Annotated in this window: 9 protein-coding genes and 1 riboswitch; of the genes, 6 read left to right on the plus strand and 3 right to left on the minus strand. The window is 65.1% G+C overall.

Annotated features, from left to right (window positions below; all coding sequences use genetic code 11):
• Nucleotides 1-97: 97 nt before the first annotated feature.
• The 3 genes from PI86_RS11480 (at nt 98) to PI86_RS11490 (ending at nt 7,356) form a co-directional block, all read left to right on the plus strand.
• Entirely contained in the window at nt 98-811 is a 714-nt protein-coding gene (locus tag PI86_RS11480; protein WP_014898328.1) for a transposase, read from the plus strand.
• A 289-nt stretch (nt 812-1,100) separates the two neighbouring features.
• Complete coding sequence (locus PI86_RS11485) at nt 1,101-5,804, plus strand: glutamate synthase-related protein (protein ID WP_014898327.1); 4,704 nt, start codon at nt 1,101-1,103, stop codon at nt 5,802-5,804.
• A gap of 85 nt (nt 5,805-5,889) precedes the next feature.
• Nucleotides 5,890-7,356, plus strand: coding sequence for a glutamate synthase subunit beta (locus PI86_RS11490; RefSeq protein ID WP_039322220.1), 1,467 nt, complete (start codon nt 5,890-5,892; stop codon nt 7,354-7,356).
• A 94-nt stretch (nt 7,357-7,450) separates the two neighbouring features.
• On the opposite strand, the gene PI86_RS11495 is transcribed toward PI86_RS11490, so the two are convergent.
• A complete protein-coding gene (locus tag PI86_RS11495; RefSeq protein ID WP_039322221.1) occupies nt 7,451-7,825 on the minus strand; it encodes a hypothetical protein in 375 nt (124 codons plus the stop codon).
• A gap of 66 nt (nt 7,826-7,891) precedes the next feature.
• A complete protein-coding gene (locus PI86_RS11500; protein ID WP_235362741.1) occupies nt 7,892-8,884 on the minus strand; it encodes a lipid II-degrading bacteriocin in 993 nt (330 codons plus the stop codon).
• Nucleotides 8,885-9,683: 799 nt separating this feature from the next.
• Here PI86_RS11500 and PI86_RS11505 point away from each other — a divergent pair.
• Entirely contained in the window at nt 9,684-11,174 is a 1,491-nt protein-coding gene (locus PI86_RS11505) for an alanine/glycine:cation symporter family protein (RefSeq protein ID WP_039322223.1), read from the plus strand.
• The gene (gene thpR, locus PI86_RS11510; RefSeq protein WP_014898322.1) at nt 11,171-11,719 is read left to right on the plus strand and encodes an RNA 2',3'-cyclic phosphodiesterase; all 549 of its coding nucleotides are present in this window, start codon (nt 11,171-11,173) and stop codon (nt 11,717-11,719) included. The genes PI86_RS11505 and thpR overlap by 4 nt, the downstream gene beginning before the upstream one ends.
• A 71-nt stretch (nt 11,720-11,790) precedes the next feature.
• Here thpR and PI86_RS11515 read toward each other — a convergent pair whose 3' ends face one another.
• Nucleotides 11,791-13,560 carry an ABC transporter ATP-binding protein/permease gene (locus tag PI86_RS11515; protein ID WP_039322224.1) on the minus strand — a complete coding sequence of 590 codons (1,770 nt, stop codon included), beginning with the start codon at nt 13,558-13,560 and terminating at the stop codon, nt 11,791-11,793.
• Between the two features lie 269 nt (nt 13,561-13,829).
• Nucleotides 13,830-13,953: riboswitch (TPP riboswitch) on the plus strand.
• Between the two features lie 234 nt (nt 13,954-14,187).
• On the opposite strand from PI86_RS11515, the gene PI86_RS11520 reads away from it, so the two are divergent.
• On the plus strand, nt 14,188-15,324 hold the full coding sequence (locus PI86_RS11520; protein ID WP_039322225.1) for an FAD-dependent oxidoreductase: 1,137 nt from the start codon (nt 14,188-14,190) through the stop codon (nt 15,322-15,324).
• The last annotated feature ends 8 nt before the right edge of the window (nt 15,325-15,332 follow it).

A 15,332-nucleotide genomic window follows, 5' to 3' on the forward strand; every position in this document is an offset into this window, starting at 1 on the left:
CGTACGCTTCCGCGCCCCGTGGGGACAGGCATTCTACGCAGGTGCGTAATTTCGGACCCCCCGGGTATTTCCTAACGCGTTCAAACGGACATTCAGCATGGCACGGTTAGCACGACTCTACGTTCCGGACCAGCCGCAGCACGTGATACTGCGCGGCCTGGATCAGCAACCCGCGTTCGTCGACGACCAGGATTACGAACTCTTCATCGATTGCCTGAAGGCCGCCGCGCGCGATCACCATCTTTCGGTGCATGCCTACGTGCTGCTCCCGCGTCAGGTGCAGTTGCTCGTGACGCCGAGCGACGAGGCGAGCCTGCCGAAGGCGATGCAGGCGGTCGGCCGCCGCTACGTTGCGCATTTCAACCGGCGTTATTCGCGGCGCGGCACCCTGTGGGAAGGCCGCTATCGCGCGACCGTGATCGAAGGCGAGCGCTATTTCCTGCTCGCGAGCCGCGTGGTCGAGATGAGCCCGGTGCGCGCGCAGCTGGCTGCGACGGCCGACGCATACCGCTGGTCGAGCTACCGGCACCACGTCGGGCTCACCGTCGACAGCCTGATCACGGACCATCCGCTCTACTGGGCGCTCGGCAACACGCCGTTCGACCGGCAGCGCGCGTACAAGGAGCTCTGCGAGCAGCCGCTCGACGAGCGGCAGGCCGATCAGCTCCAGCAGGCGACGCTGAAGGGCTGGGTGCTCGGCGGCGAGCATTACCGCGAGTGGGCGGCGCGCACCGCGAACCGGCGCGTCTCGCCGCTGCCGCGCGGACGCCCCAGAAAGGTGCGTGAGAACACGCCGCCGATCCAGCAGTAACGCGGGAAAGGCGGATCACGAGGCGGCGCTGCGAGCGCCGCTTCTTTTTGCACCAAATCGATGCGGCCCCAATAAAACAGCACCAGATCGGAGCATGTGTTTAATTGGGGTTCGATCAAACGGTTTTTGTTGCTATTCCTTTGATTCGTCGCGTATATTCCGAATTCCGGTGGCCCGGGCGAAGCTTGCCCATCCACTGTCGGCCGTGCCGTCTCCCGTCGGGAGCGGGAACGACGGCAACAAAAAAATGGTTCAACGGCCTTTGAGGCCCCTTTACGACGGTGTCCCCATGAACGACCATCAGCAGCCGCTCGCCGCGGTGCCCGCCGCACAAGGTCTGTACGACCCGCAAAACGAACACGACGCCTGCGGCGTCGGCTTCGTCGCTCACATCAAGGGCAAGAAGAGCCACGAGATCATCCAGCAGGGTCTGAAGATCCTCGAGAACCTCGACCACCGCGGCGCGGTCGGTGCCGATCCGCTGATGGGCGACGGCGCGGGCATCCTGATCCAGATTCCGGACGCGTTCTATCGCGAGGAAATGTCGAAGCAGGGCGTGACGCTGCCGCCAGCTGGCGAATATGGGGTCGGGATGATCTTCCTGCCGAAGGAAAACGCGTCGCGGCTCGCGTGCGAGCAGGAGCTCGAGCGCACGGTGCGGGCAGAAGGCCAGGTCGTGCTCGGCTGGCGCGACGTGCCGGTCGACCATGCGATGCCGATCTCGCCGACGGTGAAGGCGAGCGAGCCGCTGATCCGCCAGATCTTCATCGGTCGCGGCAAGGACATCATGGTGACGGACGCGCTCGAGCGGAAGCTGTACGTGATCCGCAAGACCGCGAGCCATCGCATCCAGGCGCTCAAGCTCAAGCACGGCAAGGAATACTTCGTGCCGTCGATGTCGGCGCGCACGGTCGTCTACAAGGGGCTGCTGCTCGCGGGCCAGGTCGGCGTGTACTACCGCGACCTGCAGGACCCGCGTGTCGTGTCGGCGCTCGCGCTCGTGCACCAGCGCTTCTCGACCAACACGTTCCCGGCGTGGGAACTGGCTCACCCGTACCGGATGATCGCGCACAACGGCGAGATCAACACCGTGAAGGGCAACGTGAACTGGCTGAACGCGCGTACCGGCGCGATCGCGTCGCACGTGCTCGCTGACGACCTGCCGAAGCTGTGGCCGCTGATCTACCCGGGCCAGTCCGACACCGCCTCGTTCGACAACTGTCTCGAACTGCTGGTGATGGCCGGCTATCCGCTCGTGCACGCGGTGATGATGATGATCCCGGAAGCCTGGGAGCAGCACACGCTGATGGACGAGAACCGCCGCGCGTTCTATGAATACCACGCCGCGATGATGGAACCGTGGGACGGCCCGGCCGCGATCGCGTTCACCGACGGCCGCCAGATCGGCGCGACGCTCGACCGTAACGGCCTGCGTCCGGCGCGCTACATCGTCACGGACGACGACCTCGTCATCATGGCGTCGGAAGCCGGCACGCTGCCGATCCCCGAATCGAAGATCGTCAAGAAGTGGCGCCTGCAACCCGGCAAGATGTTCCTGATCGACATGGAACACGGCCGCATCATCGACGACAAGGAACTGAAGGACAACCTCGCGAACGCGAAGCCGTACAAGAGCTGGATCGACGCCGTGCGCATCAAGCTCGACGAGATCGAGCCGAAGGCCGAGGAAGTCGCGGCCGGCCGCACGCAGGGCGCCGCGCTGCTCGACCGCCAGCAGGCGTTCGGCTATACGCAGGAAGACCTGAAGTTCCTGATGGCGCCGATGGCGCAGCAGGGTGAAGAGGCCGTCGGTTCGATGGGCAACGACTCGCCGCTCGCGGTGATGTCGAACAAGAACAAAACCCTCTATCACTACTTCAAGCAGCTGTTCGCGCAGGTCACGAACCCGCCGATCGACCCGATCCGCGAGAACATGGTCATGTCGCTCGTGTCGTTCATCGGCCCGAAGCCGAACCTGCTCGACACGAACAACATCAACCCGCCGATGCGTCTCGAAGTGTCGCAGCCGGTGCTCGACTTCAAGGACATCGCGAAGATCCGCGCGATCGACCAGTACACCGGCGGCAAGTTCAGCGCGTACGAACTGAACATCTGCTATCCGGTCGCATGGGGCAAGGAAGGCATCGAGGCACGCCTCGCGTCGCTGTGCGCGGAAGCCGTCGACGCGGTGAAGTCGGGCTACAACATGCTGATCGTGTCGGACCGCAAGACGGACGCCGAGCACGTCGCGATTCCCGCGCTGCTCGCCACGTCGGCGATCCACACGCACCTCGTCCAGCAAGGGCTGCGCACGAGCACGGGCCTCGTCGTCGAGACGGGCTCCGCGCGTGAGACGCACCACTTCGCGCTGCTCGCGGGCTACGGCGCGGAAGCCGTGCACCCGTACCTCGCGATGGAAACGCTCGCGAAGATGGCCGAGGGCCTGCCGGGCGACCTGTCGCCGGAGAAGGCCGTCTACAACTTCACGAAGGCGGTCGGCAAGGGCCTGCAGAAGGTGATGTCGAAGATGGGCATCTCGACCTACATGTCGTACACCGGCGCGCAGATCTTCGAAGCGCTCGGCCTGTCGAGCGACCTGGTCGAGAAGTACTTCAAGGGCACGGCATCGAAGGTCGGCGGCATCGGCCTGTTCGAAGTCGCTGAAGAAGCTATCCGCCTGCACCGCGACGCGTTCGGCGACAACCCGGTCCTGCGCGACATGCTCGACGCGGGCGGCGAATACGCGTATCGCGTGCGCGGCGAAGACCACATGTGGACGCCGGATTCGATCGCGAAGCTCCAGCACGCGACGCGCAGCAACTCGTACCAGACGTACAAGGAATACGCGCACCTGATCAACGACCAGACCAAGCGTCACATGACGTTCCGCGGCCTGTTCGAGTTCAAGGTCGAGCCGACCAAGGCGATCCCGATCGACGACGTCGAATCGGCGAAGGACATCGTGAAGCGCTTTGCGACGGGCGCGATGTCGCTCGGTTCGATCAGCACCGAAGCGCACGCGACGCTCGCGATCGCGATGAACCGGATCGGCGGCAAGTCGAACACCGGCGAAGGCGGCGAGGACGAGAAGCGTTACCGCAACGAACTGCGCGGCATTCCGATCAAGTCGGGCGAGACGCTGAAGTCGGTGATCGGCGACGAGATCGTCAGCGACATTCCGCTGAAGGACGGCGATTCGCTGCGCTCGAAGATCAAGCAGGTCGCGTCGGGCCGCTTCGGCGTCACCGCCGAGTACCTCGCATCGGCCGACCAGATCCAGATCAAGATGGCGCAGGGCGCGAAGCCGGGCGAAGGCGGCCAGCTGCCGGGCCACAAGGTGTCGGAATACATCGGCAAGCTGCGTTACTCGGTGCCGGGCGTCGGCCTGATCTCGCCGCCGCCGCACCACGACATCTACTCGATCGAGGATCTGGCGCAGCTGATCCACGACCTGAAGAACGTGAACCCGAGCTCGAGCATCTCGGTGAAGCTGGTGTCGGAAGTGGGCGTCGGTACGGTGGCGGCCGGTGTTGCGAAGGCGAAGGCCGATCACGTCGTGATCGCCGGCCATGACGGCGGCACGGGCGCATCGCCGCTGTCGTCGGTCAAGCACGCCGGCACGCCGTGGGAACTCGGCCTGGCCGAAACGCAGCAGACGCTGGTGCTGAACCGCCTGCGCGGCCGGATCCGCGTGCAGGCCGACGGCCAGATGAAGACGGGCCGCGACGTCGTGATCGGCGCGCTGCTCGGCGCGGACGAATTCGGCTTCGCGACGGCGCCGCTCGTCGTCGAGGGCTGCATCATGATGCGCAAGTGCCACCTGAACACGTGCCCGGTCGGCGTCGCGACGCAGGATCCGGTGCTGCGTGCGAAGTTCCAGGGCCAGCCCGAGCACGTCGTGAACTACTTCTTCTTCGTTGCCGAGGAAGTGCGCGAGATCATGGCGCAGCTCGGCATCGCGAAGTTCGACGACCTGATCGGCCGCGCCGACCTGCTCGATACGCGCAAGGGCGTCGAGCACTGGAAGGCGAAGGGCCTCGACTTCTCGCGCGTGTTCTACCAGCCGGAAGAATGCGAGGACGTCGCGCCGCGTCACGTCGACGTGCAGGATCACGGCCTCGAGCGCGCGCTCGACCACGTGCTGATCGAGAAGGCGAAGGCCGCGATCGAGAACGGCGAGCATGTGTCGTTCATCCAGCCGGTGCGCAACGTGAACCGCACGGTCGGCGCGATGCTGTCGGGCGTGATCGCGAAGAAGCACGGCCACGACGGCCTGGCCGACGACGCGGTGCACATCCAGCTGAAGGGCACGGCCGGCCAGAGCTTCGGCGCGTTCCTCGCGAAGGGCGTGACGCTCGACCTCGTCGGCGACGGCAACGACTACGTCGGCAAGGGCCTGTCGGGCGGCCGGATCATCATCCGTCCGACCAACGACTTCCGCGGCAAGTCCGAGGAAAACATCATCTGCGGCAACACGGTGATGTACGGCGCGATCGAAGGCGAATCGTTCTTCCGCGGCGTCGCGGGCGAGCGCTTCTGCGTGCGCAACTCGGGCGCGACGGCGGTCGTCGAAGGCACGGGCGACCACGGCTGCGAATACATGACGGGCGGTACGGTCGTCGTGCTCGGCGAGACGGGGCGCAACTTCGCGGCCGGCATGTCGGGCGGCCTCGCGTACATCTACGATCCGGAAGGCACGTTCGCGGCGAAGTGCAACAAGTCGATGGTCGCACTCGAGCCGGTGCTGCAGCAGGCCGAGCAGGAGCGCACGGTCGACCGCGCGCTCTGGCACGCAGGCACGACGGACGAAGCGCTGCTCAAGGGGCTCGTCGAGCGTCATTTCCAGTTCACGGGTTCGCCGCGCGCGAAGTCGCTGCTGGAAAACTGGGACGCGGCGCGCCGCCAGTTCGTGAAGGTGTTCCCGCACGAATACAAGCGCGCGCTGGGCGAGATCGGTGCGAAGAAGGCGGCGAAGGAAGTGCTGGCCGCCTGAGCGACGAACGACATAGCGAATGCCGCGCGCGCATGACTGCCGCGCGCGGCTCCCCCACCCGATACACCGAACAGAAGAGCACCTTATGGGCAAGGCAACCGGTTTTCTGGAGTTCGAACGCCGCCACGAGGCGTACGAAGCACCGCTCACGCGCGTGAAGCACTACAAGGAATTCGTCGCGGCACTGACCGACGCGGACGCGAAGGTCCAGGGCGCGCGCTGCATGGATTGCGGCATCCCGTTCTGCAACAACGGCTGCCCGGTCAACAACATCATCCCGGACTTCAACGATCTCGTTTACCGCCAGGACTGGCAGCAGGCGATCGAAGTCCTGCATTCGACCAACAACTTCCCGGAATTCACGGGCCGTATCTGCCCGGCGCCGTGCGAGGCAGCGTGCACGCTCGGGATCAACGAAGATCCGGTCGGCATCAAGTCGATCGAGCACGCGATCATCGACAAGGCCTGGGCGGAAGGCTGGGTGAAGCCGCTGCCGGCCGAGCACAAGACGGGCAAGAAGGTCGCGGTCGTCGGTTCGGGCCCCGCGGGCCTCGCCGCTGCGCAGCAGCTCGCGCGCGCGGGCCACGACGTGACGGTGTTCGAGAAGAACGATCGCGTCGGCGGCCTGCTGCGTTACGGGATCCCCGACTTCAAGCTCGAGAAGTGGCTGATCGATCGCCGCATGCGCCAGATGGAAGCGGAGGGCGTGACGTTCCGCACCAGCGTGTTCATCGGCAAGGATGCGCTGCCCGAGTCGATCGGCAGCCTCGCGAAGGAAACCATTTCGCCGGAGAAGCTGAAGGAAGAGTTCGACGCGGTCGTGATCGCGGGCGGTTCGGAAACGCCGCGCGACCTGCCGGTGCCGGGCCGCGAGCTCGATGGCGTTCATTTCGCGATGGACTTCCTGCCGCAGCAGAACCGCGTGAACGCGGGCGACAAGCTGGTCGACCAGCTCCTCGCGAAGGGCAAGCACGTGATCGTGATCGGTGGTGGTGACACGGGTTCGGACTGCGTCGGCACGTCGAACCGTCACGGCGCGAAGCAGGTCACGCAGTTCGAGCTGCTGCCGCAGCCGCCGGAAGAGGAAAACAAGCCGCTCGTGTGGCCGTACTGGCCGATCAAGCTGCGCACGTCGTCGTCGCACGAGGAAGGCTGCGAGCGTGACTGGGCGGTCGCGACGAAGCGTCTCGAAGGCAAGAACGGCAAGGTCGAGAAGCTGATCGCGGTGCGCGTCGAGTGGAAGGACGGCAAGATGCAGGAAGTGCCGGGCTCCGAGTTCGAGATGAAGGCCGACCTGGTGCTGCTCGCGATGGGCTTCACGCAGCCGGCAGCCACCGTGCTCGAGGCGTTCGGCGTCGCGAAGGATGCCCGCGGCAATGCGCGCGCGGCGACCGAAGGCGATCGCTCGTACTACACGTCGGTCGACAAGGTGTTCGCGGCAGGCGACATGCGTCGCGGCCAGTCGCTCGTCGTCTGGGCGATCCGCGAAGGCCGTCAGTGCGCGCGCTCGGTCGACGCGTACCTGATGGGGCATTCGGAACTGCCGCGCTAAGCTGAAGCGCGCGAGCGGGTTTCGATGAAAACCGGGCGTCCGAAAGGGCGCCCGGTTTTTTTTATGGGCGTCGGCGGCGTGCCGTCGAGCGACGTCATGGTGCCGGCTTCGCCGACTCGAGAGGAAGCTTCTGAATTTTCCCGAAACCGGTGATGCGGAGGTCGCAATCGATCGTCGCCCCGTAGTTTCCTTCGCGAGACTTCAGATCGAATGCCCACCAGCCGAGCTTGTCGGCATAATATCGGGGCTTTCCGGTGAATTCGACGTCGTTCAGTTGGGTGCCTTGTTCTTTGGCGAATGCGAGAATTTTTGCCTCGAGTTCTCCGGCCGGAGCATCAGGGCAACTGCCTTCGTCCCTCTCGTATCTGGCAATTCCAACGATGACAAGAAACAGCGAGACCAGAGCGATGGCTGTCGCGACGAGAATAAGCACGAGGCGAACGACGTAGCGAGTGACTGTTGAGATCATGGTCGTTTTGGGAGCCCTCAGGACACGAGGTTGCGATCACGGTTGAAAAATCCTCGTTGGTTACGTCTACCAGAGCCTTGGGCGCATGAGTCCACCGAATGATGGCCGGTGAACGGCTTGAGGCGGACGTGTTTCGGCGTTCCGGACGGGCCTTTGACCAGAGAATGAGATTTCTTTCTCGCCAGTGAAGTAGATCTGATAGTCGGTGTGGCCAAGTGTGGAGCCGATTTCTCGCAAAACGGTGGTCATCCATTCTTGCAGGAACGGTCGATTGGAGCGGTCGGCATCGAATTTGTCAGGATTCAACGTGTAGGACCCAGCGAAGCGATAGGTGTTGTCTTCCTGCATCGTCAATGTTCCTCGGACGTGACCCGAGACGCGACCTACCGTTGTGGCGGACCAGAAGTCTTGTGCACCGTGGCTGAAGACATTCGTGCTGAACGGTCCGTCGATCGGATAAGTGCCCGGACCATATCCAGGGTTATCTATGCTTGACCGGATCAATTCGAAATCCGAGACGCCCATTCTTAGATTCATGGATTCGAGATTGATCGATCTGCGTTCGCCATTTCCAAAAACCCAATAATAGACGGCCCCGATGAACATGAAGGGATTGCCGTAAAACTGGAATTCAGAGGTCGGCCGGATCCCGTTCAGCTGATTTGCGTAGATGCCGAATAGTGTCGAGACGTCACCATATTGGCCCAAGGCGCGGTTGAGATTGTATGAGTTCGCTCCGGGGAAGTTTTGATAGCCGCCCCGCGCCAACCACCCGGTAAACTCGCCAATCAACGTCAGTTGGTTGCGCCAGAATATCTCGTTGCGGTGCTCGAACAGGAACTTGAAGAACTCTTCAGTGACGGAAATCATGTCACCGTGGTCTGCGTTGTTGAACATCTCGGTAGCTGAACAATATCTACCGAAGCACAGGAGCTTGGGATAACCGAGTGCGGCCTCAGACATCGCGCCTCCGCCTCCAACCTTGTTTGAAAATCCGTCAAGACTGGGGAGGCGCGGTGCGTTGACCGAAATTTCCGGCAAGACGTTCGCTTGTGCCAAGCATATCGATCGTTTCTGCAGCGCGTAGAGGGGAAGAGATACCGCCCCGGTAACGAGTATTCGCCTCTTATGTCGTTGTGTCTGTTCGGCATGGGCAGCACGTTCCAATGAACCGTTTGATTTCCTCATTTCTTATCCCATCCTGTAAAAAATTTGTAGTCCGAATCGAATAGCATTCGTGTTTTGTGAGTGTCGATGCAAGCAGAGCTTCATGTGTTGCCATCTTTGAAATGGCGGCGATGTGCTTATTTCGTCACCGTCGGGCCGGATGCTTTCAAACGATTTGCGTCGAAGTGCCTGACGAGCGATGCCAGCATGGGGAATGACCCAATCGCGTGGTGAGGCTTCTCCGACATGGCACGGCGGTATTTCAGGGGAAACTTTCACGCGATCAATAGACAGTCGATCCTGGCGTGTGGACAGCGCGAAGAGAGGAGCGGCACGTTGCGTGGCCGATTTGGCGGTTCGCTATTGCGAATGTTTCCGAGTGTCAAAGGTCGCGAATCGCCAGTCGCAGTATTTGCTTTCGATCGGTACTTGACGCTGAGCCAAGCACTCCCTGTGACAAGGGGGATTGGCGGAACGACTTAAATTCCAGGCATCCATTCGTCGCTCCCCCGCTGCGCGTCCCGCATCTTCCCGAAGCGTCGCCTAACCTGATCACATCGGGCGGTGATATTCGGCGATCCTTTAACCTTTCGTTTTGTAATAATTCTTGCGAACTGTCATATCATGTCGCCCCTCGGGTCGCGTTCGCGCGGCCGCCGCATGTGACTGACGCAATTTACAAGGATTCTGGATGGAAGCATTCGTGCATGGGCTGATCGACGCCGTCAACGGCGTGCTGTGGAACTACGTGCTGATCGCGCTGCTGCTCGGCGCCGGTGCGTGGTTCACGTGGCGGTTCCGGATGATCCAGCTGAAGGCGCTGTTCCTCAGCATGAAACTGGTCGGCAGCAAGGGCGAGCCGGGCAGCATCTCGTCGTTCCAGGCGTTCGCGACCGGGCTCGCGAGCCGCGTGGGCACCGGCAACATCGCGGGCGTCGCGGTCGCGCTGACGGTCGGCGGGCCGGGCGCGATCTTCTGGATGTGGATGACCGCGCTCGTCGGGATGTCGTCCGCGTTCGTCGAGGCGACGCTCGCGCAGATCTTCAAGGTGTCGCACCCGGACGGCAGCTATCGCGGTGGTCCGGCGTACTACATCCAGGCGGGCCTGCGTTCGCGCGGCTTCGGCGTGCTGTTCTCGCTGTCGCTGATCCTCGCGTTCGGCTTCGTGTTCAACGCGGTTCAGGCCAATGCGATCGCGGATGCGTTCCACACGTCGTTCGGCTGGCGTCGCGAGACGGTCTGCCTCGGTCTCGTGCTGCTGAGCGCGCCGATCATCTTCGGCGGCATCCGGCGCATCGCGACGGTCGCGCAGGTGATCGTGCCGCTGATGGCGATCGGCTATCTGGCGCTCGCGGTCTATGCGGTCGCCACGCACATCGCGCTGGTGCCGGACGTGATCGTGCTGATCGTGAAGAGCGCGTTCGGCGTCGAACAGGCGGCCGGCGGCCTGACGGGCTATGCGGTCAGCCAGGCGATCGCGATCGGCGTGAAGCGCGGGCTGTTCTCCAACGAAGCGGGGATGGGCAGCGCGCCGAACGCGGCCGCGACCGCGAGCACGCGGCACCCGGTCACGCAGGGGCTGATCCAGATGCTCGGCGTGTTCGTCGACACGATCGTGATCTGCAGCGCGACCGCGTTCGTGATCCTGCTGTCGGGCCAGTACGAGCTCGGCACCGGCATGGAAGGCGCGGCGCTCACGCAGCGCGCGATCGCGAGCCACGTCGGCGGTTGGGGCGGCATCTACATGGCCGTCGCGATCTTCTTCCTCGCATTCTCGTCGGTGATCGGCAACTACGCGTATGCGGAAGGCAACGTCGAGTTCATCACGCAGCGGCGCGGCGTGCTGCCGCTATTCCGCGTCGCGGTGCTCGGGATGGTGATGTTCGGCAGCGTCGGGCAGTTGCCGCTCGTATGGGCGATGGCCGATACGAGCATGGGGTTGATGGCGATCATCAACCTGGTCGCGATTCTCGCGCTCGGCAAGTATGCGCATGCCGCGTGGCGCGACTATCGCCACCAGCGCGCGCAGGGCATCGCCGATCCGGTGTTCACGCGCAACACGATTCCCGAGCTCGCGCGCGTGCTGCCGGCCGACGTGTGGGGCGAGCACGGCCCGCTGCCGCGGCGTCCGGCTTCGGCCGATGCGGTGGCCGCCACGCGCGTGGCGGTGCGCGAGTCATGAACGGCGACCGGCTCCGTGCGTTCGTCGCGCTGCTGCCCGATACGGCATCGCGCGACGCGCTGCACGCGTTGCCGGTCACCCGCGGCGCGCGGCGCACGCAGCCCGCGCAACTGCACGTGACGCTCGCGTTCATCGGTGCGATCGAACGGACACGATGCGACGCGCTGGCCGCGCGCCTGCCGGCGCTCGCGGCCGGGCATGCACTGCCGTTGCAGCCGGTCGAGCGGATCGCGTGGTGGCCGAGCCTGCCGCGCGCGAGGCTGATCGTCGCGGAACTCGCGGCCGATCCCGCATGTGCAGCGCTGAATGCCGATTTGTCCGCGCTGCTGCGCGAACTCGGCGTGCCGGCCGACCGCCGGCCGTTCCGGCCGCACGTCACGCTCGCTCGGCTGCCGCGCGACGCTGACGGGCAACCGGCGCACGGCGGCGCGACCGGTCGGCCGGTCGCACTGCGTTTCGTCGCGCTGACGCTGTTCGAAAGCCGGTTGTCGCACGAGGGCGTGTCGCACCTGCCGATCGTGTCGGTGCCGGTCGGGCGGGCGTAGCCGGGAGGTGGGGAGGCGGGGAGGACGAAGAAGAGAGGGCCGGCGCGGCGTGCGCCGGCCTCTTTATTGCGTTACGCGGCGACCTTGTCGCTGTCGGTCACGCGCTCGACGTTGATCCTGCCGACGTGGAACGCGGCCAGCGATTCGCGGTGCGCGATACTGACGATCGCGGCCTTCGGCAGCCGTTCTGCGAACAGGTGATAGAGCCGCGCTTCGTTGTCCGCGTCGAGCGCGCTCGTCGCTTCGTCGAGGAACAGGAAGTCCGGCTTGTGCAGCAGCACGCGCGCGCCGGCGAGACGCTGCTGTTCGCCCGGCGACAGCACCCGCGTCCAGTGGCCGGTTTCGCCGAGGCGCTCGACGTAGTCTTCGAGGCGGCATGCGCGCAGTGCGTCGCGACAGGCGTCGTCGGTAAACGCGTCGGGCGCGGCCGGATAGGTGAGCGCGGCCTTCAGCGTGCCGATCGGCAAGTAGCTCGTCTGCGGCACGAACATCATCCGCGCGCCAACCGGTGCGTCGATCGCGCCGTCGCCGAACGGCCACAGGCCCGCGAGCGCGCGCATGAACGTGCTCTTGCCGGAACCCGACTTGCCGATCACGAGCCAGCGCGAGCCCGGTTCGATCGTCACGTTGCCGATGTTCGCGAGCGCGTTGCCGTTCGGCAGTGCGAGCTTCAGCGACGACGTCGATAGTTTCTCGGCATCGACGTAGTGCAGGTTGATGCCGCCGTGCTCGGTCGCGGGCGACAGGCTTTCCTTCAGGTGCGACGTGCCCATCACGCGCTTGAATTCACGCAGACGGTTGACGGTTGCACGCCATTCGACGAGGGTCGAGTAACTGTTGATGAACCACGAGAACGAATCGCTGACGGTGCCGAACGCGGACGAGATCTGCATCAGCACGCCGAACGAGAACGCGCCCGCGAAATAGCGCGGCGCCGCGACGACGAGCGGGAAGATGATCGCGATCTGCCCGTAGAAGCTCAGCACGAACGTGAGGCGCTTCGTGTACTTCATCACGCGCCACCAGTTGTCGCGGATGCGCATGAACAGGTTCTGCGCATTGCCGGTCTCGGTTTTCTCGCCGTCGTAGAATGCGATCTGCTCGGCGTTCTCGCGCAGGCGGATCAGCCCGAAGCGGAAATCGGCCTCGACCCGCTGCTGCTGGTAGTTGATCGACACGAGCGGGTGGCCGACCTTCTGGATGATCAGCGAACCGACCACTGCGTACAGCGCGGCCGCCCAGACCATGTAGCCGGGAATCGTGATCGGCGTCGCGCCGAGCGAGAGCGTCAGCGCGCCCGCGAGCGACCACAGGATCGTGATGAACGACACGAGCGTGACGACCGTCGACAGCAGGTCGAGCGACAGCGCGAGCGTCGTCGTCGCGAACGACTGGAGGTCGTCGGTGATCCGCTGGTCGGGGTTGTCGGCGAGGCGGTCGCGTTCGATCCGGTAGAACGCGCGATCGCCGAGCCACTGGCCGAGAAAGCGGTCGGTGAGCCACTGGCGCCAGCGGAACCCGAGCATCTGTCGCAGGTAGCGGCCGTACACCGCGAGGATGATGAAGCCGAACGCGAGCGCGGAGAACTGCATCAGCAGGTTCGGGAAGTCGTGGACGTCCTTCGACTGCAGCGCGTTGTAGAACTGCGCGTTCCACTTGTTCAGCTTGACGTTGATCCAGACCACGCAGAGGTTGATCGCGATGATCGTGACCAGCAGCCCCCACGCGACTTTCCATTCGGATGACACCCAGTAGGGCTTGATGAGGCTCCATGCGGATACCGGGCGCTCGTCCTGCGGCGCGTCGGAGGCGAAGCGGACGGGATCGATCGATTGGGTCATGTGCTTCCTGATGAGTAGCCGGCGCGCGGGCCGGGCGAAGCCGGGCGCGCGCCGCGATACGGCATGCCGGGACGAGGTGCCGACTGGCGGCGGGCGCTCGGATGGTCGCCCGCGCGTCTTAAACGGCACTTAAGGCCGGCGGTGACGCGGCAACCGGCCGCTCGCGCGGCCGACCTGCGGGCATTGTGCCAGAGCGGCGCAGCGTGACGACGAATTTGCCACAAAGGGGACAGTTTGCGGCGCTTTCCGCTTTTATGGTCTAATGGCCGACGACGAAACAGGGGTGCTTCGAGCGCGGCCGACGGATAGTTCCGGGCGACGCGGCGAGGCTGAGAAAGACCCTTCGCACCCGATCCGGGTAATACCGGCGAGGGAAGTTTCTGATCCCGCCGGGCCGCGCTGGCTGCCATCCCACATGGTCAGCGCCCGAGTCCCGCCCGGCCGGCCTTTGCTGCCGGTTTCGTCCTTTTGGGTACGCGCGTTGCGCGTTACGGAAGGAATGATGACCGCTCAATCTTCAGTCTTTTGCGCTGTTCCCGATCCGCTGTCGTGTGCGTCTGCACGGGACGGTGTGCATGCGTCGACGTCCGTCGTACGCGCCCGCGCGATGCGCGGGGAGGGGGCGCGATGAACGTCCACGATTCCCGGCCGGATTTCGCGGTGCTCGGCGGCGGCCTCGTCGGCCGCCTGATCGCATGGCGGCTCGCGGGCGACGGGCAGCGCGTCGCGCTGTACGAGCGTGGCGGCCCGGACGGCGAGCAGTCGGCTGCGTGGATCGCGGCCGCGATGCTCGCGCCGCTCGCCGAGGCTGCGAGCGCCGAACTGCTGATCACCGAACTCGGCGCCGCGTCGCTGGCCCGCTGGCCGCAATGGCTCGCGGAACTGCCCGAACCCGTGTTCTTCCAGCAGCACGGCACGCTCGTCGTCTGGCATCACGCGGATCGCGCGGAGGCCCCGCTGTTCGAGCGACGCGTGCGTGCGAACGCGCCGGCCGAGCTGTTCGACGGCGGCTTCGTCGCGCTTGCCGGCGTGCAGGTCGACGCGGCCGAACCCGCGCTCGCGGGGCGCTTCGCGCGCGGCCTGCTGCTGCCGCGCGAAGGGCAGCTCGACAACCGGCAGGCGCTGCGCGCGCTCGCGGCGGGCCTCGCGCAACGCGGCGTCGAGCTGCACTGGCACGCGACGATCGACGACGCGAACCGGCCCGACGCGCATTTCACGATCGATTGCCGCGGGCTCGGCGCGAAGCCCGCGCTGCCCGCGCTGCGCGGCATCCGCGGCGAAGTCGCGCGCGTGCGTGCGCCCGGCATCGGGCTCACGCGGCCCGTGCGGCTGCTGCATCCGCGCTACCCGCTGTACATCGCGCCGAAACAGGATGACCTGTACGTGATCGGCGCGACCGAGGTGGAGGGCGAGGACATGTCGCCCGTCAGCGTGCGCTCCGCGCTCGAACTGCTGAGCGCGGCGTTCTCCGTGCACCCGGCGTTCGGCGAGGCGCGCATCCTCGAACTGAATGCGCAATGCCGTCCGACGCTGCCCGATCATCGCCCGGCGGTGATCTGGGACGGCGCGACGACGCTTGCCGTCAACGGCCTGTACCGGCACGGCTTCATGATCGCGCCGGAAGTCGCGCATGCGGCGGTCGCGTTCGCGCAAGCCGCGCTCGACGGCGCGTTCGCCGATGCCGACGCGTTCGCGGCCTGGCGTGACGCCGCGCGCTGGCCGACGCTCCTTCATCACCGCGACGACGCGCGCCAGCCGGCCTGACGCGCGCC

It is taken from the genome of Burkholderia sp. A9 (genome assembly GCF_000801975.1).

Bases quoted from the DNA above. Each gene is read 5' to 3' on its own strand.
- PI86_RS11505 (WP_039322223.1), top strand. From the start codon at position 9,684: ATGGAAGCATTCGTGCATGGGCTGATCGACGCCGTCAACGGCGTGCTG.
- PI86_RS11480 (WP_014898328.1), top strand. From the start codon at position 98: ATGGCACGGTTAGCACGACTCTACGTTCCGGACCAGCCGCAGCACGTG.
- PI86_RS11520 (WP_039322225.1), top strand. From the start codon at position 14,188: ATGAACGTCCACGATTCCCGGCCGGATTTCGCGGTGCTCGGCGGCGGC.
- PI86_RS11495 (WP_039322221.1), bottom strand. From the start codon at position 7,825: ATGATCTCAACAGTCACTCGCTACGTCGTTCGCCTCGTGCTTATTCTC.
- PI86_RS11485 (WP_014898327.1), top strand. From the start codon at position 1,101: ATGAACGACCATCAGCAGCCGCTCGCCGCGGTGCCCGCCGCACAAGGT.
- PI86_RS11490 (WP_039322220.1), top strand. From the start codon at position 5,890: ATGGGCAAGGCAACCGGTTTTCTGGAGTTCGAACGCCGCCACGAGGCG.
- thpR (WP_014898322.1), top strand. From the start codon at position 11,171: ATGAACGGCGACCGGCTCCGTGCGTTCGTCGCGCTGCTGCCCGATACG.
- PI86_RS11515 (WP_039322224.1), bottom strand. From the start codon at position 13,560: ATGACCCAATCGATCGATCCCGTCCGCTTCGCCTCCGACGCGCCGCAG.